Genomic DNA, 25,379 nt, shown 5'->3' on the forward strand with positions numbered 1-25,379 from the left:
CCTGGGCACGGAAGGATCAGGGACCGGGCGGATCCCCGTGGACTGTTGTTCCACCGCACGTTTCGGCGGGCGGCCGTGGGGGAGGTCACTGACACGATGATCGGGTTGCGCGGCGGGGGCCACGCGTCCTAGAAAAGCAGTCGGGTGGAGATATGCATCGCGGTGGCGGACTGGGCGAGGGGACCGATGACGTCGGTCCTCGACGTGCCCGGCGGGGAAGGCACCGGCGCGAAGCGGAGGAAGCGACCGAAGCACGTAGAACACAGGGTGCACCGGGTGAGCCCGAACGGTACGACCGGCCAGGCGAACGCCTGCACGACCAGCAGGCGGAGCGGACCACCGACAGGGCGAAGGACTTCCCGAGAGACCTCAGGGGAGACCGCCCGGCGGACTTCCCGAAGGACGCTCGGGGCGAACGGCCCGTGGACTTCCCGCGTGAGGCCCCGCGTGACCTTCGGGGGGACCGGTCGGCTGATCCCGCGCGGAACGCGGACGCGTCATCGGACTTTCCCCGCGATCTGCCGCGCGACGTCCCCCGGGATCTTTCGAGCGACCTCCCTCGGGATCTTCCGCGGGACGCACCCCGGGGCCTGCCCCGGAACACCGGCCTGGGCGGCCCGTCGGACTTTCCCCGGAACACCGGCCTGGGCGGTCCGCCGGACTTCCCCCGTGACCTCCCCTCGGATCCTCCGCCGGAGCGGCAGTCCGGCCGCGCGGGCGGTCGTCGGCGTACCCCCCGGACGGATCGGGTCGGTTCCCTCGGGACGGGCGGCGGGAGTGGTGGCCGGGTGGGGGTGACGTACAAGTACTTCGGCGCACCGGACGGCGCGACCGCGGCCCGCGTCCCCATCTCGATGCGCCCGGAGGAACTCGGCGGCGACGAGCTGGGCATGAACGGCATGTTCACCAAGATCAAGCCGGAGACGATGGCCGCGATGGTCCTGACCGGCATCGAGGGCATCCCCCTGCACAAGGTCCCGCCTCTCGAACTGGTCGTCCTGCACCCCGACTACGCCGTCGTCAAACTCCCGATGACCGTCGTCGACCCCCTGCGCGGCATCGGCGAGGAAGCCGTCGGCGCCGCGGCCTTCATCTGGTCGACCGTCCCCGACAGGGGCGGCCCCCGGGACGCGTTCAACGTCTACCAACTACTGCACGAGTGGCAGGACTTCAGCCACCGGCTGCATGAGGCGGGGCATCAGGCGTACTGCCTGGTGTGGCCCTGAGCCTCGGCTTCGGCGGGGCCGGCGGGGCTTTGGCGCGCGTGCCGTCCGGAGAGGACGCGAGCCCGCACCGGAGACCGGGGTCACCGCGCGGTGCGTACCAGCGGTTCCAGCGGTTCCAGTGCCTCGTCCCGGCGGAAGCGGCCCGCCCCTCCGCCGGTCTTCGGCCGGTGCGGTTCGTACGAGCCGATCAGTACGCCCACTCCGCCGGGTTGGTGGCGCGGTGGTCCTACCGCTCCGCGTAGCGCAGGAACTGGCGGCCCAGTACGGCCAGGGCGAGGGTCTGGGCGAGGGAGACCGTCACGAGCGGGGGCTGGACCGCGGGGGAGCACCAGAAGGCGATCACGCAGATCATCGGCAGGGCCACGTACGTGAACAGATCCACAGCGGCCTGCAGTCGCTTGCGCGTGGGGCGGCGGGCGTCGTCGCGGTGGTAGGTCTCCCAGCCGAACACCGCGCCGCGGGCGCCGCTGAGTTCGGCCAGCCGCGGTCCCAGCCGGTCGCGGACGTAGCAGCCGACGGCCGAGATCTTCTCGTCGTTGACCAGGTAGGTCCAGCCCAGGACCAGGCAGACCACGGGGACGGCGAGCAGCAGTTGGTCCTGCTCGCTCTGGACGGCGATCGCCAGGATCCCGGTGACCGCGGCCAGCGTGAAGTAGAGGAGGTTGTCGCGGAAACCTATCCGGGTCTTCTGCTCCTCCTTGAGGCGGTCGTACTCGGCCAGCAGCAGTCTGCTCTCGGTGACGTCATCCGTGGCGGCCACGGCCACTCCTAAACTCCGGCCCCGGCTGGGCTGTCGAGTGGGGCGGGCAGGGCTCCGGGGGTCCGGCCCCGCCCGCTCCGAGAACCCGGGAGGTTCAGCCGGCGGCGCTGAAGGACGGCAGGTTGTGGGGGTCGTTCCGTTCGAGCCAGCCCTTTCCGTCCGCCGCGATCCCCTCCAGGAGGCGGAAGGCGTGGATGAAACCGGCCGTATTGAGGTTGATCTCGGCCAGTTCCCGCGCGTTCTCGTCCGGCGCGAGTTGATGGGTGTCGGCGTCCGCGACACGGATGTTCCTGGCCGGCCCGTTGGTGAGGATGAGCTCCAGGTCGTAACCGACCTCGCTGCGTTCCGTGACCTGCACGGAGGACAGCGCGTCGAACCGGTAGTTGCTGCGCTGCGCGTTTCCGCGCTTCCCGTCGGTGAAGTCGAATTCCGAGCTGATCTCGCGGACACCGCCCTGGGTGACCAGGAAGAGACGGAAGGTGTAGCGGGAGTACCGCCAAGGTCCGCCCTTGACCCGGCCCCGCTTGTAGGGGCGTGCGGGGGTCACCAGGATGGTGTGCGTGATCAGGTCGCGCCAGGTGAGCTGGTAGTGGCGGAGCGCTTCGTCGACGAACAGCGTCTTGTCGCAGGTGAGCCAGTTCTCCATCTCCGGCTCGCTGGGCCGCATGTCCTCCAGGAAGGACTTCCAGCGCTGGTAGGCCGCTTGCCGCGCGGCCAGCCGCTCCTGGTATTCCCGGGTCTCCTCGGCCAGCCGGCGCTCCTCGCCCCCGGCCTCCAGCCACGAGGACGCGGCCGCGCGCCCGGACCAGACCACGCCGGCCACGGCCAGGACGGCCAGCGCCGTCTGCGGAGCACCGGCACCCGAGGCCACCGTGGCGAGCAGGGCCAGAGTCGTGCCGCCGAGAACGACGAGGGCGAGCACGCACAGCGCCTTCGCCGCCGCCGACGACCGGTTCGGGTGGCGTGGATCGAACAGACTGCCTTTGCCGTACCGGTCCCGGGCGTCCTCGGCGAGATAGCGGATCAGCCAGTTGACCCGGTCCACGCTGATCCGGCTCTCGCGGTAGAGAACCGCGATCTCGGCGGCAAGGCTGTCGCGGATGTCGCTGGTATGAGCGAGCCATTCGTGCGGGGCGAGTCCATAGGGCACGCGCACACCGAAGTAGTGGTCGAACGAATGCCGGACACGGTTGGTGAACCCGTCCCCGGTGGCGGCCGGATCGCCTGTGTGCGGTATCCGGAACATACGGTTCCTGACCTTCCGCTGATGTTCCTGGTACCACCACCGGCTGCCGAAGCGGGTCGCGGTGACGCCCGCACCGAGCGCCACGAGTAACTCGACGACCGCCGCCGTGGGATCGGCGACCAGGGACAGGACGCAGAGGAACAGGGTGACGACGGCGAACACGCCGATGCGCACCGGGAGGGCCGCCTTGGCGGCGGAGGCGGTGCTCGGGCGGGGCGGCAGGGCCCGCGGCCCGATGGGGTCGGGCTCGAAATAGGCCCAGACCCGCCGGATCCGGTCGTTGCCGAAGCGAGCCGCCTCGGCCCGCTCGCGGTTCTCGGCCCAGAGGCTGTCCTTCAGCCCCCCGGTGAGCACCAGGTCGAAGTGGTGCAGGATCGCGTCACGCCGGCGAGGTGACAGGGCCCGCAACCGCTCCACCACGCGCCCCGCCTCGCCGTCCTCGGTGCTGAGCATCATCAGCAGTTCGAAGGCGACGCGCAGAGCTTCCCTCCACTCCCCCTCGGGGTAGGTCCCCACGAGTTCGAAGGCGCGGTGCAGCCGCTGGAGTTCCTCGGCGCTGAGGTCGTGATAGGCGCGTGCGCTGAGCATGGCGAGCACCCAGTGGAAACGGACCTCCGCATTGTCGTATCCATGGGCGATCGCGTCGCTGATCATGTCGCGAGCACGGCTGGGGATGCCGTCCTCCAGGAACCGCACACCGACCTTGTACTTCTCCTGAGGCGACGCGTCGGGGTGGACGAAGTAGACGTTGGAGTTGTGTACGGTCTCGGCCTGGATCCCGACGGTGGAGTCGTACGCGGCCGAATTGTGCGTGCCGCCGTTGCCGTCGTTCATGACAGGTCACCCGCCGCGACGACCAAGGGTGCCAGCCTGGCGACCAGCTCGGGCAGGTCGGCGGTCAGGCCGCGTAACCTCTTGAGCGCCATGGTCGCCTTCTTGGACGACCCGGGCGTCCTCTCCCTCGCGGCCCGGCGGGCGAGGCCCAGCTCGGTCAGCGCCTCCCGGTAGGTGTCCTCGTCGAGGGTGCCCTCGGCGCGGTGCCGCTCCAAGTGCGCGTGCAGGGCGTCCAGTTCCGCGACCAGGTCCGCTGGGCCGCTCGCCTTCGAGCCCGCGTCCAGGTAGACGCTGCTGTCACGGACGGATCCGGCCATGATGCCGACGGTGCTCTGGTGCGCGGTGTTGCTGACGTGCTCTTCGCGCCTGTCGGCCGTCCGGGTCCTGTCCGTGTGGACGGGACGCGTAAGGGACTTGGCGGTCTGTCCCTGTTCCGCCACCAGTTCCACGGCCAGCCGGGTGGCGAACGCCGCCGCGTTCGCCGCGGCTCGCGGCTGCCAGTCTCGGTCCTTCGCGCTGTTCTTCGTACCGTCCGCCCGGTCGCTGATTCCCCGGATGATGGCCACCGGCGCGCCGTTGAGATGGCCGGCCTGCGCCACACCGGCGGCCTCCATCTCGATCGCGAGCGCGTCGTTGTAGTGCTGCCGGATCCAGCGCGCCTCGGCCGAGATCCTCGAGTTCTGCACGACCTCGCCGGCGGCGATCGCGCCGAAGCGCACCTGCGGCGCGCTCCCCTGCCCGGACGTGTCGTCGGCCCAGTCGTCCAGGCGTGCCAGATGCGAGCCGAGCTGGCTGATGCCGTGTGCCGTCTCCCACACCCGGGGACGGGCCTTGGCCCCGTCGTCCTCGCTGGTCGCGCCGTGGTAGGCGTACACATGGGTCGCCATCACCACGTCGCCCAGCCGGGCGGTGTCCCACAGCGCTCCGGCGACGCCGACGAACACCACGGCCACCGGCGAGAACTCCTGGATCGCCCGCTCGGCGATCACCGCGGCGGAGTGGTTCCCCTTGTTCGTCAGACCGAGCGCGACACGGCATGAAGTGCCCTGAACGGTTCCCACCTCGAACAGCGTCCCGCCCCTGTGACGGTGCAACCGGGGATCGGACAGTTTCCGGCGCACCGCCTGGTATTCGAGATTGAGGGCGGTGAGAATCACCACCAGGTCTTTCGACATCTAATTCCCTTTCTCTCCTGTGTCCTCTTCCGTCGCGGTCGGCACAGGTCGGCTCAGCGGCGGAAACAGCACCGTGGTCGGCCCGGCCCGGTACAGCCGTGCCGGCCGTCCCCCCGTGGTCTTGCGTCCGGAGCCGGCGGGGACGATGAATCCCTCCACGGCCTGGACTTTCCGATAGAAATTGCGGGTGTCGAGTTCGGTGCCCCATACCGCCTCGTACACCTGCTGCAACTCCGCTATGGTGAAGAGTTCTCCGCAGAATGCCGTGGCCAGTGCCGATGATTCGATTTTGGTACGCGCGCGTTCGATCCCGTCCGTCACGATCCGGCGGTGGTCGAAGGCCAGTTCCAGCGCGCCGGACAGAACGGATTCCGCGGGAATCCACGCGGCGTCCGAGGCATCCGTTCCGGCGACCGGTTCGGGCAGTCCCGGCGCGATCGCCAGGTGGGCCACGGAGACGACCCGCCCCCGGGGATCACGGCCCGCGGCGCCGTAGGTGGCCAGCTGCTCAAGGTGCACGTACCCGGCGGTCAGAGCGGTCTCCTCGCTCAACTCGCGGTGGGCGGCGTCCAGGATCTCCTCGCCGTCGTGGCTGAGGAATCCACCAGGCAGCGCCGGCATGCCGCGAAAAGGATCTTCACCCCGCTCCACGAGAAGGACACACAGCCGCCCCTCGCGCAGCGTCAGGATCACGAGATCGACCGTCAGGAGCACAGAGGGGGGTGACCAGGCGTCAGCTTCCACGCCAAGAAGGGTACTTCGGTTACTGTCACTTTCACAATAAGGGGATGTGGCGGCCCCTCGTCCCGTAGGTCCGGGCCGTGGGGGTGGGTTGCAACGGTGGAGTCGATGCGGGACGGTGAGCCGAACGGCAGTCAAGGACAGGAAGGTGGTGAGGTGCGCACGGTGCGTGCCTTCACTCGTGTCTCTTTCCCGCGGTTCACCCGCCCGCCCCTTCGACGACCAGGCCGGTACGGCATGGCCTGAGGCTCCCTACCCCGTCCTGGTCGTCGACCGGCACGGCGGCCTTGTGCGCGTCAACGCGGCCGCCCGGCTGCTGCTGCCCGACGCCGCGCGGGGCGACCGGCTGCACGAGCGGGTGCCCGCCTGGCTCTCCCAGGCCCACCGGCGCCTCGGCGACGGGACGCCCGGCACCTTCGCAGGGGCGACGGCAGGCCGCATCGACGACCGTTTCTTCGAGGCGCATCCGACCCCCGCCGGTGACGGCGACATCGTCTGGTGGCTGGTCGACGACACCGACCGCCGCCTGGCCGAGACGGCGCTGAGCGACGCACGGACGCGTACGGATGTCCTCTCGGAGGCGTCCAGCGCCCTGCTGTCCACCCTGAACGTGCCGCGGTGCATGGAGATGGCGGCGGCCATGGCCGCGGAACACCTCGCGGAGGCCGCCGTACTCGTCGCCCCGGCCCAGGGCAAGCGCTATCCCGTCACCTCCGCGCGCAGGGGCGGCCCGGTCACCCAGAGCACGCAGAAGGTGAACGTCGCCGAGGTACCCGGGCTGAGCGAGGCGCTCCAGGGCTTCCCGCCCGTGCCGGCCCGCTGGATCAATCCCGCGGACATCCCCGGCTGGGTGGTCCCGGAGAACTTCGCCGGGCCCGTGGGGTCCGTGATCGTCACCCCGCTGCCCGGCCACGGAGTGCCCGCCGGGGCCCTGATCCTGCTGCGCTCCGGCACCGAGCATGTGTTCAGCGAGGGCGAGGAGGTCTTCGCCCGCCTGTTCGCCGCCCGCGCCGGCGCCGCCCTCTCCGCGGCCCGCCTGTACACCGAACAGGCCGCGATCACCGCGACGTTGATGCACGAACTGCTGCCACCGGCGCTGCGCAGCGTGCACGGCGTCGAGTACGCCGGCGGCTACCGGGCGTCGAGGGACCACGAGCGGGTCGGCGGGGACTTCTACGACGTCCACCCGGGTACCGGCCCCGCCGAGGAGACCCTGGTCGTGCTGGGTGACGTCGCGGGCAAGGGGCTCGACGCGGCAGTGCTGACCGGCAAGATCCGCAACACCCTGCACGCCCTGCTGCCCCTCGCCGAGGACCACGGGCGCGTCCTCGAACTGCTCAACGGGGCGCTGCTCAGCTCCCACCACACCCGCTTCGCCACCCTCGTCCTCGCGTCCGTGCGCCGCCGGGACCACCAGGTGCATCTGCGGCTGACCAGCGCCGGACACCTGCCGCCGCTGATCGTCCGCGCCGACGGCACCGTCGAGGAGGCCGCCACCCGCGGCACCCTGGTCGGCGCGCTGCCGGACGTCACGGCGCACACGGTGCGGACGGTGCTCGCGCCGGGAGAGACGTGCCTGCTCTACACGGACGGCATCACCGAGGCCCGCGGCGGTCCGCTGGGCGACGAACTCTTCGGCGAACGCCGGCTGCGGCGGGCCCTGGCGGAGTGCGTGGGCATGCCGGCCGAAGCGGTGGTGGAGCGGGTGCAGATGCTGGCCACCCAGTGGATCGGCACGGGACGGCATGACGACATGGCCCTCGTGGCCTTCAACGCCCGGCGAAACGGCTCGCCGACGGGCGTGGACGGGTACGGGGACAGCGGGAGGGACGAGTAGTGGATCACTCCACCGAGCCGGCCACCTTGGTGAGCCGGCTCTGGCGGGCGGCGATCGACGCGGACGAGTACACGGCCGCCGGCATCGTGCACACCGCACTGGCCGAGGGGGTGGACGAGGAGGCACTGCTGCTGGAGCTGATCGCACCGGTACAGGAGATGGCCGGTGCCGAGTGGGCCGCCGATCGCATCAGCGTGGCGCAGGAGCACGCCGCCACCGCCATCAATGAGCGGATCGTCGCCTCCCTGGCCCACCGGCGCGGCGGCGGCCCCCGCTCCGCGCCCCGCGGCCGGGTCACGGTCTGCTGTGTGGACGGCGAATGGCACGCCTTCCCCGCCCGGCTGCTCGCCGAGGTGCTGACCCTGCGCGGCTGGCGGGTGGACTACCTAGGCGCCCAGACCCCGACCCCGCACATGATCGCCCATCTGCACCTCACCAACCCCGACGCCGTCCTGCTGTCGGGATCGATCCCCACGCACCTGCCAGCCGCCCACGCCGCCATCACCGCCTGCCAGGCCATAGGGGTCCCCGTCCTGGCCGGCGGCCGCGCCTTCGGCCCCGGCGGCCGCTGGGCCCGCAGGCTCGGCGCCGACCGCTGGGCGGCCGACGCGCGCGAGGCGGCGGCCGCGCTGGACGCGGGCGTGCCGCGGCCCGCCCCGTCGACGGCCCGGCAGGCGGTGGACGACCTGCCGCACCTGGCCGACCAGGAGTACACCCTGGTCCTCCAGTCCCGGACCCGGCTCGTGAAGCAGACCCTGATCGAGCTGGAGGACCGTTTCCCCGCCGTCCGGGACTACGACGAGGAGCAGCGGGAACGCACCGCGGAGGACCTCGCCCACATCGTCGGCTTCCTGGCCACCGCCCTCTACGTCGACGACCCCGACCTCTTCACCGCGTTCCTCGTGTGGACCGCCGACATCCTGGAGGCCCGCCACGTACCCGCGCGCTCACTGGTCGCCGCCCTGGACGTGCTGGCCGACGAGCTGCACGACTTCCCGCGCGCCCGGCGCCTGACCCGGCTCGGCGTCACGGCCCTCGGCGAGCGGTCCCCCTCGTCCGTCCCCGTCCCCGGCGTCCCCGCATGACCACCACCGAACCGACCGAGTTCACCGTCACCGCCCGGCGCGAGCACGCCGTGCTTGTCGTGCGGGTAGCCGGAGAACTCGACTACGACACCAGTGACGAGCTCGTGGACGAGGTGGTCCGGCAACTGACGGCCGGCCCCACGCCCCCCGCGGAGGTCCGCCTGGACTTCGGCGCGCTGACGTGGATCGACTCCTCCGGGCTGTCCGCCCTGCTGATGATCCACCGCCGCACCAGCGCCCTCGGCGCCGTCCTGCACCTGGACGACCGGCCGGAGATCCTGGAACGGCTGCTACAGGTCACCAACGTCCTGGGCCATCTCACCGCGCCGGTCGCCGACGCGGAACGCGGACGGCCGGAAGCGGGCGACGGCACCAGCGTGGCCCGCGCCACCGGGGCCCGCGCCGCTGACACCCGCACTTCTGACACCCGCGCCGCCGACGCCCGCACCTGACCGGTCGTCGGCCCGGAGCCCCGGAGCCCCGGAGCCCCGTGGAGAATCGTGCCGCGCACTCCGTCGAAGCCCTCATGGGTGTAGGTGCCGAACGACGGGGTAGACGCGCGAATGTCGTACCTCGTCTCCGAACGGCGGGCACGGTAACTGGTCTCGGGAGGGAACACCATGGCACTCATGACCACGACGGCAGCCGGCACGCGGGTCCCCGGCCTGCCCGATGTCGCCGACCCCTCCAAGGTGGCGCCCAAGGACGCCCGCGACCTCTCCCGGCTCTTCTTCGGGCAGCTGGCGACGCTGGAGGAGGGCACACCCGAATACAGCTACGCCCGCAACACGCTGATCGAGATGAACATGTCCCTGGTCCGCTACGCGGCCGGCCGGTTCCGCAGCCGGGGACCGGAGGAGATGGAGGACATCGTCCAGGTCGGCATGATCGGCCTGATCAAGGCGATCGACCGGTTCGAGCTGTCCCGCGAGGCGGAGTTCACCTCCTTCGCCATCCCCTACATCGTCGGCGAGATCAAGCGGTTCTTCCGCGACACCACCTGGGCCGTGCACGTGCCCCGGCGCCTCCAGGAGGCCCGGGTGCAGCTCGCCCGGGCGACGGAGGAGCTGCGCGGCCGGCTGGACCGCGAGCCGACGGTCAAGGAGCTGTCGGAGCTGATGAGCCTGCCAGAGGACGAGGTGCGGGAGGCCCGGCTGGCCTCGAACGGCTACAACTCCTCCTCCCTGGACGCCACCCTCGGCGGCAGCCAGGACGGTGAAGCCGCGCTGCAGGACTTCATCGGCGCCGAGGACACGGCCCTGGAACTGGTGGAGGACTTCCACGCGCTGGCGCCGCTGATCGCCGAACTGGACGAGCGGGACCGGCAGATCATCCACATGCGGTTCGTGGAGGAGCTCACCCAGGCCCAGATCGGCGAACGCCTGGGCGTCTCCCAGATGCACGTCTCCCGGCTGCTCTCCCGCTGCCTGGCCCGGCTGCGCGAGGGCATGCTCACCACCGGCTGAGAGCGGCACACGCCGAACCGGGGAGCAGGGGGCGGCAGCCCACAGCGGGGGTGCGGCCTCAGCAGGACGCGGCCCCCGCCCCCCTCAACCTCCCGGTTCGGCCCCGCTGTCGAGGAGCAGCTCGGCCACGATCCGCTTGCCCTCCCCCGACGGAACGGTCCGCACCTGTTCGCACAGCCGCGTGACGAGGTGCAGACCGTGGCCGCCGGCGCGGCGCGGGTCGGGTTCCCGCAGCAGGGGCTGGTCGGAGGAGCCGTCACGGACGGCGATGGTCAGCCGGGCGGCGTCGGCGGAGAGCTCCAGCAGCAGCGCGCCGGGTCCGGGGGCGTACCGCAGCGCGTTGGTGACCAGCTCGCTCACGACGAGCTGGGCGTCCTGGTTGGACTGCTGGTCGGGATGGTGGCCCGCGCGCGCCAGCAGGGTGCGCACGGCCCCGCGGGCGTCGGCGATGGAAATCCCCGCCATGCCCCAGACGGCGCTGTAGCGCGAGGGCGCCGAGCGGGGTTCATCCATCGCCTGGATTCCGAGCGGGCTGACCATGGAAGTGTCTCCGATAGGGCGTAAGTTCCTTTTGATCACAAATACTTCTCGTGTATGGCTCTCGGCTACCCGCTGTCCTCGTCCTCATGGGGTTCTTGACGGCCGGTACCCAAAGTGGCGCCGGTGTCCGAGATCGTGAAGTGTTCGAGGACCCCGCTGACGGCCAGCAGCCGCCGGACCGCCGGGTGCAGGGGGCCGAGCAGTACGAGGTCGCGGCCGTCGGACCGGTGACGGCGCCGCAGCGCCAGCAGGGCGTTGAGGAGCATGCTGTCGGCGAAGGTGACCCGGGACAGGTCGATCGCCGTGACGGGCAGCGCGGCGCGGTCGGCCGTCTGCCGGGCGGCCTCGAAGTCCTCGGCGTCGTCCCAGTCCACCTCGCCGCGCAGTGTGATCACGAAGGTCTCTTCGTGGCGGGTGACGTGCACCTTCATCTCCGAACCCGGATGCATTGCGTCATCCTCACATCACCGGCCTCCGTCAGGCCAGTCGCCGGTACGGCGGACACCTGAGCGCATCCCGACGCCCGCGGGGCCGCTACGCTTGGGCCGCTGCGGCACCCTCCCAACTGATCCGCTCCCGCGGTGAGTCACGGCCTGCGGCGATCCAGACGTCTTTGGGCATGAGGATGAAGAACAAGTGCTTATAGCGGGCCGATACAGGCTGCGGGACACCATCGGGCGGGGCGCGATGGGGGAGGTCTGGCGGGCCTTCGACGAGACGCTCGGCAGACCGGTTGCCGTGAAACTCCTGCTCCCCCACGACTCCGACCCCACCGCGTCCTCGCGGTTCCGGCTGGAGGCGCAGACCGCGGGGCGCCTCAGTCATCCGAACGTCGTCGGCGTCCTGGACTTCGGGGAGTTCGAGGGCCGGCTGTTCCTGGTGATGGAGCTGGTCGACGGGGGCAGCCTCGACGGGGTGCTCAGCGCCTCCGGGCCGCTGTCGGCCGAGCGGGTGGCCAAGATCGCCGCGCAGGCCGCCGTCGGGCTGGCCCTCGCGCACCGGCAGGGCATCGTGCACCGGGACATCAAGCCGGCCAACCTGCTGCTGTCCGCCGACGACACCCTGAAAATAGGCGACTTCGGCATCGCCCGCTTCTTCGACGACCCCAACTCCGCGCTCACCGCGACCGGACAGATCGTCGGCACCAGTCTCTACCTCGCGCCCGAGCGGGCTCTGGGCCGTACCGCGGGGCCGGCGTCCGATGTGTACTCCCTGGGCTGTGTGCTCTACCAACTCCTCACCGGCCGACCGCCGTTCCAGGCGGACAGCCCGCTCGCGGTGCTGCATCAGCACCTCGACGCCGCACCGGTACCGCCCCGGCAGCTGCGCACCGACCTCTCGCCCGCCTTCGAGAACTATCTGCTCGGCCTGCTGGCCAAGGAGCCCGAGAGCCGGCCCACGGCCGACGAGGTGGCGGACTGGTTCGGGCGCGGATCCTGGCGCGGCGCACCGGAGCCGCTGCCGGTCGCGCACCAGGGCCACGGCCGCTCGAAGCAGTCGCTCACCCCCGCCCCGAGGTCCACCCGCCACGCCGCCGCCCCGGCCCGCCGCGCTCCCGCTCCCCCGGCCCGTTCCGCCGGCGCGTACGCCCCGGCGGGCGACACCGAGTGGCAGACGAGCGTGCACCGGGCCGCGAACCGCCGCCCCCGCCTGCCGCTGCTCCGCCGTTCCCGCGTGCTGGCCGTCCTCGGCGGCACCGGCCTCTTCGTACTGGCACTGCTGGCGGGCATGGCCTGGTTCTCACCGAGCTGAGCGGCCGGGGCCGCGGGGTCACGGCAGCGTCAGGAGGCGAGGACGGAGATGCCGTCGCCGACGAGTTTCAGGCCCAGGACGAAGAACAGGACGGCCATCACGGCGACGCTGTGCTGAGCCGCCCACCCCTTCCAGTTGCCGAGGGTCGTCCTGGCCCGCTCGCCGCCGACGAGGAAGACTCCCAGCGGGGCCAGCAGGCCGAGGGTGGCGATGACGACGAAGATCGCCAGCACCGCGATCTGCTGTCCGACCGGCAGCCCGGCGGAGCCGATCGTGGCGCCCGCGGCGATGGTCAGCGGGGCGTTCTTGGCGTTGAGCGCGGCCAGGGCCAGTCCGAGTGCGAAGATCTTGGCCGGCGCGAGGCGGTCGATCGCCCCCATCCACTTCGGCAGCCGGGCCTGCGCGGGGTCCCGGGGCCGCCGGTGCCATTGCCGGGCGCCGAAGAGGACGAGGAACAGGCCCAGGGCGAGCTTGAGCGCTCCCGCCCAGGTGGGCGGCTGATGGTGGGCGGAGGCGCCGGAGGGGGAGGCGATCGCCAGCATCACCGCGCCGAGGACCGCGAGCCCCAGGATCCAGCCGACGGTGAACAGGACGCCGTTCAGACGTCCCCGAGGCGTGGCGAGGATCAGGATGACCGCGATGATCGGGAGCGGGCTGATCGCGACGGCGGCCGCGAAACCCAGCACGTCACCGAGGACTCCGCCCATGATTGCCTCCGTCCGGGCGTCGGGGAGCCCGTGCGAGCGGGCCACGGCGGCGACCGCACGGAAGCGGTACCGAGCAGGCCGGCCGGGCGCCGTACACGGCACGTCGGACTTCCATCGTCCTGCGCCGGACCGCATCTGTCCTCGGGAGCGCCCGGCGGGCCCGGCACCCGCCGCCGCGATCGCCGCTTCGCCCCTACGACCCCCTGGTGCCGCTCCGCGGAGCCCCCGCCTCCCCCGCCCGCGCCAGCACCTCGTCCACCGACCACTGGTCGTAGGCGTGCTCGCCGTAGCGTGCGGCCACGATCCTGCCCTCGGCGTCGATCAGGAAGTCCGCGGGCAGTCCCAGCCGACCCCCGTGCGGCTGGGCTGCCGGTGCGTGCTCCCGGCGGCGCGGGACGGTCCACGCGCTGCGCAGTACCGCGCGCAGGAGCGGGCCCCAGACGCGTGGGTTCAGCAGGGCCCGCGGTGCGGACTCCACGCCGAACTCGACGTACAGCCGCTTGTCCGGATCGGCCACGACGGGAAAGGGCAACTCGGTGACGTGCTCGCGCAGTTCGTCGGCGGGTGAGTGGAAGAGAACCACCTCGCGGATGCCGGCCGCCGTCAGTTCGGAGTGCCGCCGTACGACCGACCGCAGATGCAGATTGCACACCGGGCAGCCGGCGAAGCGCCGGAACTGGAGGTGGGTCAGCCGGGCCGGGTCGGGGTCGGGGAGTTCGACGGGCGGGCCCGTCACGGGGGTGAGGGTGCGCGGGGTGATCGAGGCCCCGGGGGCAAGGCGCCCTCCGGGCAGGGGAGTCGGCATCGACATCGGCCTCCTTGGTAGGCGTACGCCGTACACCTACCAAGGTTAGGCGTATGCCGTACGCTGTCAAGCGCCATGCCACGACCCCGCTCCCTGAGCCACGATCAACTGGCCGCCGCCGCGCTCGCCGTCCTCGACCGCGACGGTCTCGCCGCGCTGTCCATGCGCGCGGTCGCCAAGGAGCTCGGCGTGAGCACGATGGCGCTCTACCGGTACGTCCGCGACCGCGACGAACTGGAGCTGCTGGTCGTGGAGTTCGTGCTCGCGGCGGTCGACACCGGGGCGCCGGACGCCGGCCTGCCCTGGCGGGAGCGGATCGAGGTCCTGGTGCGGCGGATGCGGGACACGCTGGGCGCGCACCCCGCGGTCGTACCCCTCACCATGACCCACCGGCATCATTCGCGCGCGCTGCTCCGCTGGTCCGAGACGGTCCTCATGGTTCTCACCGGCGCGGGCTTCGACGGGGAGCGGCGGGTCATCGCCCTGCGGAGCCTGATCGCCTACGTCAGCGGCGCCCTCCAGCTGGAGCACCTGGGCGCCCTCTCCGGCGCGGGCACGGCCGCCATCTCGGCCCTGCCGCCCGAGGACTTCCCGCTCATGGCCGCCACGGGCCGCAGCGCCCGACAGGTGGACCCCGAGCGGGAGTTCTTCGGCGGACTGGCCGTCCTGCTGCGCGGTCTGGCCGACTGAGCCCCGCGGTTCAGGCCGGCCGGAGCCGGTCCGTTCAGGCCGACCGGAGCCGGTCCGTTCAGGCCGACCGGAGCCGGTCCGCCAGACCCGCCTCCTCGAACGCCGTCTCCACGTCCCGCCGTGTCTCCGTGAAGTGCGCCCAGCTGTCGACATGGGCGGCCACCACCCGGCGCGCGCCCAGGAGTTGAGCCGCTGCCGCCGCACCCTGGCCGTCGAGGACGAGGAGTGCGTCGTCGAGGGCGGACAGCCGGGGCGCGCCCGCGAAGAGGACGGCGGTGTCGACGGGGGCGTACCGGGCGGCGATCTCCCGCACGACGTCGAGGGAGGCGTTGTCGCCGCTGATGTACACGGTGGGCAGGCCGGACCCGGTCACGCGGACGGTGCGGATCGCCTCGGCCACCGGCGGGCCCCACTCGGTCGTCTCGGCGCACGCCGCGCGGGGGTGCGGGTCGCCGGGGCGCAGATCGCGCGTCGGGCCGTGGGCGTCGTGCACGAGGATCTCGTGGGCGCCGGCCGCCAGCGCGCCGCGCACCGCCGCGTCCATGTCCTCCGCCATCATGGAGCGGCCCCGCCCGTAGTCCCGGCCGCCCGGCTGGACGTCGGCGGCGCCGGCGAGGCCCGTGACGCCTTCCATGTCCGCACTCACGTGCGCACGCATGGCGTCGACCATGCCGGACCCTACGTATTGTAGGTTCCCAATCGGCCAGGGCCGCGAGGCCGTTCACACACCTGTTCCACCACGTCAACGGGGGATCCATGCAGGACACGGAGACGGCGACCAGCGGTGAGGTCTGCGCACGCAGCCTCGCACCGACCCTCGCCGTACTCGTCGTCAGCCTCTTCGTCGCCGCCGTCGGCGTGTACGAACTGTGCGGCTTCGGGCTGCACAGCCTCGACCGGCGCCCGCATCTGTTCAGCGACGGCCTCGCCACCGGCGGGGTGATCGTCGCGGCGGTCGCCGCCGGGGCCGCGGTGGGCAACCTGGCCTGGCTGCTGACCTCCGCCCGGCGCGGCACGGAAAGGACCGGGTAAGAAGCGAGCCCGGTACGCTCCTGTCCCGATAGACAGACCGGCGCATTTTTCCCTACAAGCTGTAGGGTCGCGCTCGTAGTCCCCGTCCCCCTTCCCCAAGGTGACCAGTCACCATGCCCGCTCCGCAGTCGACCGTCCCCTCCGCGCACGCCCCCGCCGAGCGTGCCCCGCGCCGCCAGTTCCCGCCGCTCACGCCCGGCCCCCGGCTACGCGCCGGCGCGGCCTCGGCCACGGTGTGGTACCTGCGGCTGATCGCCGTGCTCAACGTCCTCGCGGTCCTCTCCCTGCCGTTCCGCCAGGAGGTCCACGAGCACAACACCAGCAAGCTCTTCAACCAGGAGCATCCGCATCAACACGTCGGCGCGTTCTTCACGCCGTACCTGGCCACCGGCGGCCTGGTCTCGGCCGCGCTCGCGATCTTCCTGATGCTGGTGATGCGGCGCCGCAAGCGTGCCGCCTGGCTGACCAACATCGCGCTCGCCGGACCGCTCCTCGTGGTGTACGTCATCGGGCTCATCACCCAGGACCGGTACGCCGACCATGTCTTCAACTGGGTCTCCGCCGGTCTGACCGCTCTGTTCGTGGCCGCCCTGCTGATCGGCAGGCGCGAGTTCAACGCGGTCGGCGACCCCTCCAACCCGAAGCTGGCGCTGGCCGTCGGCGCGGGCGGACTGCTGGCCACCGGCGGCCTCGGCACCCTGCTGGTGCACGCCACCAACAAGCTGCCCGGCGCCAATCTCACCGACGAGATCGTCTACACCTATCTGCGCGGCATCAGCGTCGGCGTGTTCGCCGACCGCATCGACCATGTGCACGCGCCCCGTTGGACCGACATCACGGTCAACGCCCTGCTCGCCGCGGCCTTCTGCCTCGTCCTCTACGCCTGCTTCCGCTCCCCGCGCGGCGAGCAACTGCTCACCGCCGCCGACGAGGAGCGGCTGCGCGCCCTGCTCGACAGGCATGGCGCCCGCGACTCCCTCGGCTACTTCGCGCTGCGCCGCGACAAGGCCGCCGTCTTCTCCCCCAGCGGCAAGGCCGCGATCACCTATCGCGTGGTCGGCGCCGTCTCCCTCGCCTCCGGTGACCCGATCGGCGACCCCGAGGCATGGCCCGGCGCCATCGACGCCTGGCTCGCCGAGGCCCGTCGGCACGCGTGGATCCCCGCGGTCATGGGCGCGAGCGAGGAGGCCGGCACCGTCTACGCGCGGCACGGCCTTGACGCCCTCGAACTCGGGGACGAAGCGATCGTGGACATCGCCGACTTCACCCTCGAAGGACGCCCGATGCGGGTGGTCCGCCAGGCCCACAACCGGGTCAAGCGGGCCGGTTACACCGTGCGCATCCGGCGCCACGAGGACATCCCGGCCGACGAGATGGCCCATCTCATCGACCGCGCCGACCACTGGCGCGACGGCGCCACCGAGCGCGGCTTCTCCATGGCACTGGGCCGCCTCGGCGATCCCGGGGACGGCCGCTGCGTGATGCTGGAGTGCCGCGACGGCGACGACCAGCCGCGCGCCCTGCTCAGCTTCGTGCCCTGGGGCGAGCACGGCCTCTCCCTGGACCTGATGCGCCGCGACCGCGACTGCGAGAACGGCCTGATGGAGTACATGGTCGTCGAACTGCTGCTGCGCGCCGGGGACTTGGGGGTCCAGCGGGTCTCGCTGAACTTCGCCATGTTCCGCTCGGTCTTCGAACGCGGCGCGCGGCTCGGCGCGGGCCCGGTGCTGCGGCTGTGGCGCTCGGTCCTCACCTTCTTCTCCCGCTGGTGGCAGATCGAGTCCCTGTACCGGGCGAACGCCAAGTACCGCCCGGTGTGGGAGCCGCGGTTCCTGCTCTTCGCCAAGTCCAGCGACATCCCGCGGATCGGCCTGGCGAGCGCGCGGGCGGAGGGGTTCCTCACGTTGCCGGTGATCGGGGAGCGGTCGCAGCAGTCGTAGCGGTCGGGGCGTTCCCCCGCCCGCGCCCGGCGGCGGAAAGTCGCACCTGGGGCGGGGGCGGGGGACCTGGCGTAACAGGCCCTACCCCCCGCCCACCGTGAACCCGATCACCGCGCCCCCGCCCTCCCGGCGGTACGCGAACGGCGCTCCGCCGTGGGCCATCGCCACCTCGCGGACGATGGACAGGCCGAGGCCCGAGCCCGGCAGGGAGCGTGCGTCGGCGGCCCGGTAGAAGCGGTCGAAGATGCGGATCAGGTCGCCCTCGGCGATGCCGGGCCCCCGGTCCAGGACCTCGACGCGGACGGTGCCCGGCCGGGCCGGGCCCATGATGTGGACCTCGATCGGCGCCTGGCCCGCGCGGTCGAACTTGGCCGCGTTCTCCACCAGGTTGGACATGGCCCGCTGCAACATCCCCGGCCGCCCGTCGGTCGTCGTGTCGCCGCTCGCACGCAGCACGATCTGCCGTCCGGTACGCCGCGACGCCAGCCCCACCACCTCCTCCGCGATGTCGGCGAGGTCCACCCGCTGCGGCGGCTCGGTGTCCGACTGCCCGGCCGCGAGGTCCACCAACTCATTCACCAGGTCGGTGAGTTCGCGCGCCTCCTGGGTGAGGTCGGCGACGAGGTCGTCCCGGGTGTCCGGGGGCAGCTCGTCGATGCGGCGCAGCAGGGAGATGTTCGTGCGCAGCGAGGTGAGCGGCGTCCGCAGCTCATGGCCCGCGTCCTGGACCAGCCGCCGCTGGTCCTCCTCCGACTGCGCGAGCCGCCCCAGCATCCGGTCGAAGGCCCGCCCGAGCCGCCCCACCTCGTCGAGCCCGGCCACCGGGACCTCGATGCCGAGGCGCCGGGTGCGGGCGACGTCCTCGGCGGCGCTGGTGAGCACCACCAGGCGCCGGGTGATCCGGCGGGCCAGCCACCAGCCGAACAGCCCCGCCCCCACCACCACGGCCGCCATCAGGATCAGCGTCCGCTGCTGGAGCGTGCGCAGCAGATCCTCGGTGTCGCTGAACTCCTGCGCCACCTGCACCGCGCCCCGCCCGTCACCGAGCGAGACGGTGGCGATGCGGTAGAGGTCGTCGCCGACCTGGACGTCCTTGTGCTCGACCGCCTTGCCGGCCGTCCGCGCCAGCGCCATCGACCGGTCATGGGAGGTGACGGGCAGCGACGGATCGCCGTGGTCGACGATCTCGCCCTGCGCGCCGAGCACCTGCACATCGGTCCGGGCCGGCCGCACCAGATCGTGTCCCGGCCGGGAGGAGGAGAAGTCCTCCGGCTCCATCCTGTGCTGCCGTACCTCGTCCCGTACGTCCTGTACGACCTGGCTGAACACCGACTGCTGGTCGACGCGGACCAGCCGGGCCGCGGAGCCGTACGACACGATGCCGACGAGGATCGCGACGGCCGCGGTGACGGCGGCGAAGGAGATGGCGAAGGTGGTGCGCAGGGAGACCAGCTTGGGCCGGCGCCGAGCGAGCATCCGGCGCAGGCGGCCCACTCAGTCCTCCCGCAGCACGTAACCCACGCCCCGCACCGTGTGGATCAGCTGCGGGGCGCCGGGCTCGTCCAGCTTGCGGCGCAGATAGCCGACGTAGACGGCGAGGTTCTTGGAGCCGGGGCCGAAGTCGTAGCCCCAGATCCGGTCGTAGATCGTGGAGTGGTCGAGCACGATGCCGGCGTTGCGCACCAGCAGTTCGAGCAGCTCGAACTCGGTGCGGGTCAGCTCCAGCTCCCGCTTGCCGCGCCAGGCCCGGCGGGCCTGGAGGTCCATGCGGATACCGGCGGCCTCGACCTGCCGGTCGGAGAGCTGGGGCTCGCCCCGGCCGCCGCCGTCACCCACGGCCGGGCCCGCGGGGACCGGGGTGGTGCGGCGCAGCAGGGCGCGCAGCCGGGCGAAGACCTCCTCGACGTCGAAGGGCTTGACCACGTAGTCGTCGGCGCCGGCGTCCAGACCGGCGATCCGGTCGGCGGTCTCCACCAGCGCGGTGAGCATGAGGATCGGGGTGCGGTCGCCCTCGGCGCGCAGCACGCGGCAGACCTGGAGGCCGTCGATGCCCGGCATCATCACATCGAGCAGCAGGACGTCCGGTGGCGTCTTGTGGGCCTGTGCGAGCGCCTCGACGCCGTCGGCCACCGCCGTCACCTCGTACCCTTCCAGGGTCAGGGCACGTTCGAGGGCGTGGCGGATGGCACGGTCGTCTTCGGCGAGCAGCACAGTCTGGGGCACGTCACCAGTCTGCCAAGGCCGCCGACGGTTCGGCGGGGGTGGTTGGGCCTACGATCACCCTTTTTACCGCGCTCTCACCGTCACACGGGCAACCGGCCCGGGTCGCCTACCGTCTTCTCACCGACCGGGGTGGGGAAGCCGTGCCCCTCAGGACGCGCGCAGTGCCGCCAACTGCTCGGCGAAGGGCACCACTCCCGGCTCCTTACGGTGCTCCGTCTTCGGCAGCAGCGCGGCCAGTTCCTGTGCCGCCCGCTCGATCCGCTCCGGCAGGCCCTCCGCGCCCCAGTCCTCCGAGGCGGCGTAGACGCCGGTCGGCACGACGACGGCCCGCAGGTAGGAGAAGAGGGGGCGCAGGGCGTGGTCGAGGACCAGGGAGTGCCGTGCGGTGCCCCCGGTCGCTGCGATCAGCACCGGTTTGCCGGTCAGCGCGTCCTTGTCGAGGACGTCGAAGAACGACTTGAACAGCCCGCTGTACGACGCGCTGAACACCGGTGTGACGACGATCAGCCCGTCGGCCCCCGTCACCGCGTCCTGCGCGGCGGCGAGCGCCTTGCCCGGGAAGCCGCTGGTGAACTGGTGCGCGATCTCGACGGCGAGGTCGCGCAGCTCGATCACCTCGATGTCCACGGGTGTCCGGTCCGCCACCGCGGCGGCGAGCCGGTCGGCCAGCAGCCGCGTGGACGAGGGGACGCTCAGTCCCGCCGATACGACGACGAGCTTCATACGGCACTCTCCTGCTTCTCGTGCTTGTCCTGCTTCTCGTGCGCTTCCTTCGCGGCCAGCAGCGACCTGTGCGTCGGCGCGTCCGGCACGTCCGCCGGGCGGCCCTTCGCGAACTCCTCGCGCAGTACCGGTACGACCTCCTCGCCGAGCAGGTCCAGCTGCTCCAGGACGGTCTTCAGCGGCAGCCCGGCGTGGTCCATCAGGAACAGCTGGCGCTGGTAGTCGCCGACGGTCTCGCGGAAGGCCAGGGTCCGCTCGATGACCTGCTGCGGGGAGCCCACGGTCAGCGGGGTCTGCTCGGTGAAGTCCTCCAGCGAGGGGCCGTGGCCGTACACCGGGGCGTTGTCGAAGTACGGCCGGAACTCGCGCACCGCGTCCTGCGAGTTCTTCCGCATGAACGCCTGGCCGCCCAGGCCGACGATCGCCTGCTCGGGGGTGCCGTGCCCGTAGTGGGCGTAGCGCGCCCGGTACAGGTCGACCATCCGCTTGGTGTGCTCGGCCGGCCAGAAGATGTTGTTGTGGAAGAAGCCGTCGCCGTAGTAGGCGGCCTGCTCGGCGATCTCCGGGGAGCGGATGGAGCCGTGCCAGACGAACGGCGCCACGCCGTCCAGCGGGCGCGGGGTCGCGGTGAAGCCCTGGAGCGGGGTGCGGAACTTGCCCTCCCAGTCGACGACGTCCTCGTGCCACAGGCGGCGCAGCAGGGCGTAGTTCTCGATGGCGAGGTCGATGCCCCGGCGGATGTCCTTGCCGAACCAGGGGTAGACCGGGCCGGTGTTGCCGCGACCCGTCATCAGGTCGACACGGCCGTCGGCCAGGTGCTGGAGCATCGCGAAGTCCTCGGCGATCTTCACCGGGTCGTTGGTGGTGATCAGCGTGGTGGACGTGGAGAGGATCAGGTTCTCGGTCCGCGCGGCTACGTAGCCGAGCATCGTGGTGGGGGACGACGGCACGAACGGCGGGTTGTGGTGCTCACCGGTCGCGAAGACGTCCAGGCCGACCTCCTCGGCCTTCAGCGCGATGGCGACCATGGCCTTGATCCGCTCGCGCTCGGTCGGCGTACGCCCCGTGGTGGGGTCCGTCGTCACATCACCGACCGTGAAGATCCCGAACTGCATGGCCGCTCACCCTCCAATTGGTTGACCATTCAACTATACCGCCCAACAGTGCCCCTCACCCGGATATTCCGGGGGCCCGCGTGCCAAGCTGCCCCCATGCCGATCCTCCGTTCCGCCGCTCTCTTCGTCGTCGCCGCGATCTTCGAGATCGGTGGGGCCTGGCTGGTCTGGCAGGGGGTGCGGGAGCACCGGGGGTGGCTGTGGGCGGCCGGCGGGGTGGTCGCGCTCGGGGCGTACGGGTTCGTCGCGACCTTCCAGCCGGACGCGCACTTCGGGCGCATCCTCGCGGCGTACGGCGGGATCTTCGTGGCCGGTTCGATCCTGTGGGGCGTGGTCGCGGACGGTTACCGGCCGGACCGCTGGGACATCGCCGGGGCGCTCGTCTGCCTCGGCGGAATGGCGCTGATCATGTGGGCCCCGAGGAACGGCGGCTGAGCCTCGCCTACATTGGACGGAGCCGACCGACACACCCGAGGAGCAGCCCATGGCCACGTCCGCCCCGTCCGCCGCCTCCCGCATCGCCGTCGTCACCGGTGCGAGCAGCGGCATCGGCGCATCGACGGCCCGGCAGCTCGCCGCCGCCGGGTACCGCGTGGTGCTCACCGCCCGCCGCAAGGACCGTATCGAGGCCCTGGCGGAGGAGATCAACGCGGCAGGCCACGCGGCGACGGCGTACCCGCTGGACGTGACGGACCGCGCGGCCGTGGACGAGTTCGCGACGGCCTTCCAGACCATCGGCGTCCTGGTGAACAACGCGGGCGGCGCGCTCGGCGCCGACCCGGTGGCCACCGGCGACCCGGCCGACTGGCGCACGATGTACGAGACGAACGTCATCGGCACCCTGAACCTCACCCAGGCCCTGCTGCCCAAGCTGGAGGCGAGCGGCGACGGCGTCGTGGTCGTGGTCTCCTCCACCGCCGGACACGCGACGTACGAGGGCGGCGCGGGCTATGTCGCCGCCAAGCACGGCGCCCATGTGCTCGCCGAGACCCTCCGGCTGGAGATCGTCGGCAGCCCGGTGCGCGTCGTGGAGATCGCGCCCGGCATGGTCAGGACCGAGGAGTTCGCGCTGACCCGCTTCGGCGGCGACGCGGACAAGGCCGCGAAGGTCTACGCGGGCGTGGCCGAGCCGCTGACCGCGGACGACGTGGCCGAGACGATCACCTGGGCGGTGACCCGGCCCAGCCACGTCAACATCGATCTCCTGGTCGTCCGCCCGCGCGCCCAGGCATCCAACGCGAAGGTCCACCGGGAGCTGTGACGGCCGAAGACAGCACGGGCGAACCCGCGCCGGCCACCCCCGCAGAGGTCTTCGACGAGGACTTCGACAAGCGCCGCCTCGCCCGCGAGAAGCGGGACGAGCGCAAGGTCTGGTACTTCCTCGCCTACTTCCTCTTCGGCATCCACCTGGTGGCGTTCGTCATGATCTACGCCGTGCGGCACGGCAAGTAGGCCCACCGCCCCCACCGGGTCTCGGGTCAGCGGGCCGCCCGGCACGTCGGGTCGTCCACGATCACCGCGTTCGCCGGGACGATCTCGACATCGTCGTCGTCCTTCTGCTGGACGAACTTGGTGGTGGCGTACGCCCGCTTGCCCGCGCCGACGCACTTGGTTGCGAGGTTCCCGAACCCGTCGGGGAAGTTGTAGACCTCGGCGGGCGAGTCCTCCCCGGCGCGGCCCGCCACCGGGGCGTCAGCCTTGCCGCGCTCCTCGTAGTGCTGCCGGGAGCAGCCACTGAGCAGCAGCGTCGCGCAGACCCCCGCCACGGCGAGGGACGCGCTCAGCCGGCGCACGCCTTGTCCTCCACTATCTGCACGTTCGACGGCCCGCTGGCATTGGTCGTCACATACGCGCGAAACCCGTGCCCCACACATTTGGTGGCCAGGTTCCCGAAGCCGTCGGGCATGTTGTAGACCTCGGCGGGCGTGTTGTCCCCCGCCTTCCCCCGCACCGGCGCGTCGCCCTTGCCGCGCTGGTCGTCGTACTTCTGCGAGCAGCCCACGAGCAGACCCGCCACGATCACCACCAGACCCGCGGCCCGGATCGCCCCGCTGCTGCGCCCTCGGTTCATCGGCCGTCCCTCCCCGGAGAGTTCCCCACGCGGGCGCCGCACGGTCGGCACCCGCACCCTGAGGACAGCGCCGGGGGCCGGTATGGTTCCGGCCCCCGGCGAGCGCTCGCGGCCTCAGCCCTTCACGCAGACGACCTGCTTCAGCTTCGCGACGACCTCCACCAGGTCCCGCTGCTGGTCGATGACCTGGTCGATGGACTTGTAGGCGCCCGGGATCTCGTCCACGACACCGGAGTCCTTACGGCACTCCACGCCCCGCGTCTGCTCCTCCAGGTCCTTGGCGGTGTAGCGCCGCTTGGCCGCGTTGCGGCTCATGCGCCGGCCCGCGCCGTGCGAGGCGGAGTTGAACGAGCTGTCGTTGCCCAGGCCCTTGACGATGTACGAGCCCGTGCCCATGGAGCCCGGGATGATGCCGAGGTCGCCGGAGCCGGCCCGGATCGCGCCCTTGCGGGTGACCAGCAGGTCCATCCCGTCGTACCGCTCCTCCGCCACGTAGTTGTGATGGCAGGAGATCTCCGGCTCGAACAGCGGCTTGGCCTTCTTGAACTCCTTGCGGACGACGTCCTTCAGGAGCGCCATCATCAGGGTGCGGTTGTACTTGGCGTACTCCTGCGCCCAGAACAGGTCATTGCGGTACGCCGCCATCTGCGGGGTGTCCGCGACGAAGACGGCGAGGTCGCGGTCGACCAGGTCCTGGTTGTGCGGGAGCTTCTGGGCCACGCCGATGTGGTGCTCGGCCAGTTCCTTGCCGATGTTGCGGGAGCCGGAGTGCAGCATCAGCCAGACGGCGCCGGTGGTGTCGGTGCAGACCTCCACGAAGTGGTTGCCGCTGCCGAGCGTGCCCATCTGCTTGGTGGCCCGCCCCTGGCGGAAGTGGACCGCCTCGGCAACCCCGTCGAACCGCCCCCAGAATTCGTCCCAGCCGCTGGTCGCCAGGCCGTGGAAGCCGCCCGGCTCGATCGGGTCGTCATGCATGCCGCGGCCCACCGGGATCGCCTGCTCGATCTTCGAGCGCAGCCGGGACAGGTCGCCCGGCAGATCGTTCGCGGTCAGCGAGGTCTTCACCGCGGACATCCCGCAGCCGATGTCCACCCCGACCGCGGCCGGGCACACCGCGCCGCGCATCGCGATCACCGAGCCGACGGTGGCGCCCTTGCCGTAGTGCACGTCCGGCATCACGGCGAGGCCCTTGATCCACGGCAGCGTCGCGACGTTCTGGAGCTGGCGCAGGGCGCCCTCCTCGACCGTCGCCGGGTCCGCCCACATCCGGATCGGCGTCCGGGCGCCCGGCATCTCCACGTACGACATGACTTCTTCGTCCCCCCGGACTCGGCAACAAGAAACGACAACAAAGTGCTTAAAAGCATCAAAAAGGAAAAGCAACGCCAAGTGCATCGGAAGCGGACCGCGG

28 protein-coding genes and 1 pseudogene are annotated in these 25,379 nt (G+C 71.6%); 12 read left to right on the forward strand and 17 right to left on the reverse strand.

Translation table 11 applies throughout. The features are described from left to right. Positions 1–788 precede the first annotated feature (788 nt). A complete protein-coding gene (locus HEP81_RS16940; protein ID WP_037658670.1) occupies positions 789–1,226 on the forward strand; it encodes a hypothetical protein in 438 nt (145 codons plus the stop codon). Between the two features lie 80 nt (positions 1,227–1,306). Here HEP81_RS16940 and HEP81_RS16945 read toward each other — a convergent pair. The 5 genes and pseudogenes from HEP81_RS16945 to HEP81_RS16965 all read right to left on the reverse strand — a co-directional run. Continuing rightward, positions 1,307–1,426, reverse strand: a pseudogene (locus tag HEP81_RS16945) (flavoprotein); the annotation flags it as partial. 26 nt (positions 1,427–1,452) lie between these two features. Further along, the gene (locus HEP81_RS16950; RefSeq protein ID WP_421673931.1) at positions 1,453–1,986 is read right to left on the reverse strand and encodes a hypothetical protein; all 534 of its coding nucleotides are present in this window, start codon (positions 1,984–1,986) and stop codon (positions 1,453–1,455) included. Positions 1,987–2,080: 94 nt separating this feature from the next. Next, positions 2,081–4,066: a hypothetical protein gene (locus tag HEP81_RS16955; RefSeq protein WP_172636886.1), complete on the reverse strand. Its 1,986-nt coding sequence runs from the start codon at positions 4,064–4,066 to the stop codon at positions 2,081–2,083. Beyond that, positions 4,063–5,241, reverse strand: a complete 1,179-nt coding sequence (locus HEP81_RS16960) for a 5'-methylthioadenosine/S-adenosylhomocysteine nucleosidase family protein (RefSeq protein WP_037658674.1) — start codon at positions 5,239–5,241, stop codon at positions 4,063–4,065. The genes HEP81_RS16955 and HEP81_RS16960 overlap by 4 nt, the downstream gene beginning before the upstream one ends. Next, complete coding sequence (locus tag HEP81_RS16965; RefSeq protein WP_243279431.1) at positions 5,242–5,985, reverse strand: NUDIX hydrolase; 744 nt, start codon at positions 5,983–5,985, stop codon at positions 5,242–5,244. Between the two features lie 178 nt (positions 5,986–6,163). Here HEP81_RS16965 and HEP81_RS16970 point away from each other — a divergent pair, with 178 nt between their 5' ends. The 4 genes from HEP81_RS16970 (at position 6,164) to HEP81_RS16985 (ending at position 10,370) form a co-directional block, all read left to right on the forward strand. Then, complete coding sequence (locus tag HEP81_RS16970; RefSeq protein ID WP_051850339.1) at positions 6,164–7,819, forward strand: PP2C family protein-serine/threonine phosphatase; 1,656 nt, start codon at positions 6,164–6,166, stop codon at positions 7,817–7,819. Next, complete coding sequence (locus HEP81_RS16975) at positions 7,819–8,904, forward strand: cobalamin B12-binding domain-containing protein (protein ID WP_051850340.1); 1,086 nt, start codon at positions 7,819–7,821, stop codon at positions 8,902–8,904. Before HEP81_RS16970 ends, HEP81_RS16975 begins: the two co-directional genes overlap by 1 nt. Then, positions 8,901–9,356 carry an STAS domain-containing protein gene (locus HEP81_RS16980; RefSeq protein ID WP_063755254.1) on the forward strand — a complete coding sequence of 152 codons (456 nt, stop codon included), beginning with the start codon at positions 8,901–8,903 and terminating at the stop codon, positions 9,354–9,356. The genes HEP81_RS16975 and HEP81_RS16980 overlap by 4 nt, the downstream gene beginning before the upstream one ends. 168 nt (positions 9,357–9,524) lie before the next feature. Further along, positions 9,525–10,370 (forward strand): RNA polymerase sigma factor SigF, encoded by an 846-nt coding sequence (locus HEP81_RS16985; RefSeq protein ID WP_182788753.1) that lies wholly within the window; start codon positions 9,525–9,527, stop codon positions 10,368–10,370. 84 nt (positions 10,371–10,454) lie between these two features. Here the strand turns inward: HEP81_RS16985 and HEP81_RS16990 are convergent, their stop codons facing one another. Then, entirely contained in the window at positions 10,455–10,883 is a 429-nt protein-coding gene (locus tag HEP81_RS16990; RefSeq protein WP_243279435.1) for an ATP-binding protein, read from the reverse strand. Positions 10,884–10,975: 92 nt separating this feature from the next. Further along, positions 10,976–11,359 (reverse strand): STAS domain-containing protein, encoded by a 384-nt coding sequence (locus HEP81_RS16995; protein ID WP_237533710.1) that lies wholly within the window; start codon positions 11,357–11,359, stop codon positions 10,976–10,978. A gap of 238 nt (positions 11,360–11,597) precedes the next feature. On the opposite strand from HEP81_RS16995, the gene HEP81_RS17000 reads away from it, so the two are divergent. Continuing rightward, on the forward strand, positions 11,598–12,662 hold the full coding sequence (locus HEP81_RS17000; RefSeq protein WP_243279436.1) for a serine/threonine-protein kinase: 1,065 nt from the start codon (positions 11,598–11,600) through the stop codon (positions 12,660–12,662). A gap of 29 nt (positions 12,663–12,691) precedes the next feature. Here HEP81_RS17000 and HEP81_RS17005 read toward each other — a convergent pair whose 3' ends face one another. Beyond that, positions 12,692–13,369, reverse strand: coding sequence for a GAP family protein (locus HEP81_RS17005; protein WP_037663469.1), 678 nt, complete (start codon positions 13,367–13,369; stop codon positions 12,692–12,694). Positions 13,370–13,562: 193 nt separating this feature from the next. Further along, complete coding sequence (locus tag HEP81_RS17010) at positions 13,563–14,174, reverse strand: peroxiredoxin-like family protein (protein ID WP_051850686.1); 612 nt, start codon at positions 14,172–14,174, stop codon at positions 13,563–13,565. Positions 14,175–14,249: 75 nt separating this feature from the next. Between HEP81_RS17010 and HEP81_RS17015 the strand changes: the two genes are divergently transcribed. Further along, positions 14,250–14,864 (forward strand): TetR/AcrR family transcriptional regulator, encoded by a 615-nt coding sequence (locus tag HEP81_RS17015; RefSeq protein ID WP_037663465.1) that lies wholly within the window; start codon positions 14,250–14,252, stop codon positions 14,862–14,864. 58 nt (positions 14,865–14,922) lie between these two features. Here HEP81_RS17015 and HEP81_RS42670 read toward each other — a convergent pair whose 3' ends face one another. Then, a complete protein-coding gene (locus HEP81_RS42670) occupies positions 14,923–15,534 on the reverse strand; it encodes a M55 family metallopeptidase (protein ID WP_421673932.1) in 612 nt (203 codons plus the stop codon). A gap of 86 nt (positions 15,535–15,620) precedes the next feature. Here HEP81_RS42670 and HEP81_RS17030 point away from each other — a divergent pair, with 86 nt between their 5' ends. Both HEP81_RS17030 and HEP81_RS17035 read left to right on the forward strand, forming a co-directional pair. After that, entirely contained in the window at positions 15,621–15,896 is a 276-nt protein-coding gene (locus tag HEP81_RS17030) for a hypothetical protein (RefSeq protein ID WP_037663463.1), read from the forward strand. A gap of 113 nt (positions 15,897–16,009) precedes the next feature. Then, positions 16,010–17,836, forward strand: coding sequence for a phosphatidylglycerol lysyltransferase domain-containing protein (locus HEP81_RS17035; protein ID WP_078967757.1), 1,827 nt, complete (start codon positions 16,010–16,012; stop codon positions 17,834–17,836). A gap of 81 nt (positions 17,837–17,917) precedes the next feature. Here HEP81_RS17035 and HEP81_RS17040 read toward each other — a convergent pair whose 3' ends face one another. The 4 genes from HEP81_RS17040 to HEP81_RS17055 form a co-directional block, all read right to left on the reverse strand. Next, on the reverse strand, positions 17,918–19,312 hold the full coding sequence (locus HEP81_RS17040) for a sensor histidine kinase (RefSeq protein WP_220512168.1): 1,395 nt from the start codon (positions 19,310–19,312) through the stop codon (positions 17,918–17,920). 18 nt (positions 19,313–19,330) lie between these two features. Beyond that, the gene (locus HEP81_RS17045) at positions 19,331–20,059 is read right to left on the reverse strand and encodes a response regulator transcription factor (protein ID WP_078967756.1); all 729 of its coding nucleotides are present in this window, start codon (positions 20,057–20,059) and stop codon (positions 19,331–19,333) included. 147 nt (positions 20,060–20,206) lie between these two features. Then, positions 20,207–20,782 (reverse strand): FMN reductase, encoded by a 576-nt coding sequence (locus tag HEP81_RS17050; protein WP_037663456.1) that lies wholly within the window; start codon positions 20,780–20,782, stop codon positions 20,207–20,209. Continuing rightward, complete coding sequence (locus HEP81_RS17055) at positions 20,779–21,897, reverse strand: LLM class flavin-dependent oxidoreductase (RefSeq protein WP_037663454.1); 1,119 nt, start codon at positions 21,895–21,897, stop codon at positions 20,779–20,781. Before HEP81_RS17055 ends, HEP81_RS17050 begins: the two co-directional genes overlap by 4 nt. 96 nt (positions 21,898–21,993) lie before the next feature. Between HEP81_RS17055 and HEP81_RS17060 the strand changes: the two genes are divergently transcribed. From HEP81_RS17060 to HEP81_RS17070, 3 genes are read left to right on the forward strand one after another with little or no spacing between them, the layout of a single operon-like run. Continuing rightward, positions 21,994–22,332 carry a YnfA family protein gene (locus HEP81_RS17060; RefSeq protein WP_037663453.1) on the forward strand — a complete coding sequence of 113 codons (339 nt, stop codon included), beginning with the start codon at positions 21,994–21,996 and terminating at the stop codon, positions 22,330–22,332. A gap of 49 nt (positions 22,333–22,381) precedes the next feature. Then, positions 22,382–23,158 carry an SDR family NAD(P)-dependent oxidoreductase gene (locus HEP81_RS17065; RefSeq protein WP_037663451.1) on the forward strand — a complete coding sequence of 259 codons (777 nt, stop codon included), beginning with the start codon at positions 22,382–22,384 and terminating at the stop codon, positions 23,156–23,158. Beyond that, positions 23,155–23,349: a hypothetical protein gene (locus tag HEP81_RS17070; RefSeq protein ID WP_037663450.1), complete on the forward strand. Its 195-nt coding sequence runs from the start codon at positions 23,155–23,157 to the stop codon at positions 23,347–23,349. The genes HEP81_RS17065 and HEP81_RS17070 overlap by 4 nt, the downstream gene beginning before the upstream one ends. Before the next feature lie 26 nt (positions 23,350–23,375). Here HEP81_RS17070 and HEP81_RS17075 read toward each other — a convergent pair whose 3' ends face one another. The 3 genes from HEP81_RS17075 to HEP81_RS17085 form a co-directional block, all read right to left on the reverse strand. Next, entirely contained in the window at positions 23,376–23,690 is a 315-nt protein-coding gene (locus HEP81_RS17075; RefSeq protein ID WP_198422744.1) for a hypothetical protein, read from the reverse strand. Beyond that, the gene (locus tag HEP81_RS17080; protein ID WP_086805898.1) at positions 23,678–23,968 is read right to left on the reverse strand and encodes a hypothetical protein; all 291 of its coding nucleotides are present in this window, start codon (positions 23,966–23,968) and stop codon (positions 23,678–23,680) included. The genes HEP81_RS17075 and HEP81_RS17080 overlap by 13 nt, the downstream gene beginning before the upstream one ends. A 114-nt stretch (positions 23,969–24,082) precedes the next feature. Beyond that, positions 24,083–25,276: an RtcB family protein gene (locus HEP81_RS17085; protein ID WP_037663448.1), complete on the reverse strand. Its 1,194-nt coding sequence runs from the start codon at positions 25,274–25,276 to the stop codon at positions 24,083–24,085. Positions 25,277–25,379 lie beyond the last annotated feature (103 nt).

The sequence above is a fragment of the Streptomyces griseofuscus genome (assembly GCF_014673495.1).
Lineage (GTDB): Bacteria > Actinomycetota > Actinomycetes > Streptomycetales > Streptomycetaceae > Streptomyces > Streptomyces murinus.

Bases quoted from the DNA above. Each gene is read 5' to 3' on its own strand.
- HEP81_RS16995 (WP_237533710.1), bottom strand. From the start codon at position 11,359: ATGCATCCGGGTTCGGAGATGAAGGTGCACGTCACCCGCCACGAAGAG.
- HEP81_RS17010 (WP_051850686.1), bottom strand. From the start codon at position 14,174: ATGCCGACTCCCCTGCCCGGAGGGCGCCTTGCCCCCGGGGCCTCGATC.
- HEP81_RS17085 (WP_037663448.1), bottom strand. From the start codon at position 25,276: ATGTCGTACGTGGAGATGCCGGGCGCCCGGACGCCGATCCGGATGTGG.
- HEP81_RS17000 (WP_243279436.1), top strand. From the start codon at position 11,598: ATGGGGGAGGTCTGGCGGGCCTTCGACGAGACGCTCGGCAGACCGGTT.
- HEP81_RS16980 (WP_063755254.1), top strand. From the start codon at position 8,901: ATGACCACCACCGAACCGACCGAGTTCACCGTCACCGCCCGGCGCGAG.
- HEP81_RS42670 (WP_421673932.1), bottom strand. From the start codon at position 15,534: ATGGTCGACGCCATGCGTGCGCACGTGAGTGCGGACATGGAAGGCGTC.
- HEP81_RS16960 (WP_037658674.1), bottom strand. From the start codon at position 5,241: ATGTCGAAAGACCTGGTGGTGATTCTCACCGCCCTCAATCTCGAATAC.
- HEP81_RS16955 (WP_172636886.1), bottom strand. From the start codon at position 4,066: ATGAACGACGGCAACGGCGGCACGCACAATTCGGCCGCGTACGACTCC.
- HEP81_RS17040 (WP_220512168.1), bottom strand. From the start codon at position 19,312: ATGCTCGCTCGGCGCCGGCCCAAGCTGGTCTCCCTGCGCACCACCTTC.
- HEP81_RS17015 (WP_037663465.1), top strand. From the start codon at position 14,250: ATGCCACGACCCCGCTCCCTGAGCCACGATCAACTGGCCGCCGCCGCG.
- HEP81_RS17055 (WP_037663454.1), bottom strand. From the start codon at position 21,897: ATGCAGTTCGGGATCTTCACGGTCGGTGATGTGACGACGGACCCCACC.
- HEP81_RS17050 (WP_037663456.1), bottom strand. From the start codon at position 20,782: ATGAAGCTCGTCGTCGTATCGGCGGGACTGAGCGTCCCCTCGTCCACG.
- HEP81_RS17080 (WP_086805898.1), bottom strand. From the start codon at position 23,968: ATGAACCGAGGGCGCAGCAGCGGGGCGATCCGGGCCGCGGGTCTGGTG.
- HEP81_RS17065 (WP_037663451.1), top strand. From the start codon at position 22,382: ATGGCCACGTCCGCCCCGTCCGCCGCCTCCCGCATCGCCGTCGTCACC.
- HEP81_RS17060 (WP_037663453.1), top strand. From the start codon at position 21,994: ATGCCGATCCTCCGTTCCGCCGCTCTCTTCGTCGTCGCCGCGATCTTC.
- HEP81_RS17005 (WP_037663469.1), bottom strand. From the start codon at position 13,369: ATGGGCGGAGTCCTCGGTGACGTGCTGGGTTTCGCGGCCGCCGTCGCG.
- HEP81_RS16990 (WP_243279435.1), bottom strand. From the start codon at position 10,883: ATGGATGAACCCCGCTCGGCGCCCTCGCGCTACAGCGCCGTCTGGGGC.
- HEP81_RS17035 (WP_078967757.1), top strand. From the start codon at position 16,010: ATGCCCGCTCCGCAGTCGACCGTCCCCTCCGCGCACGCCCCCGCCGAG.
- HEP81_RS17030 (WP_037663463.1), top strand. From the start codon at position 15,621: ATGCAGGACACGGAGACGGCGACCAGCGGTGAGGTCTGCGCACGCAGC.
- HEP81_RS16985 (WP_182788753.1), top strand. From the start codon at position 9,525: ATGGCACTCATGACCACGACGGCAGCCGGCACGCGGGTCCCCGGCCTG.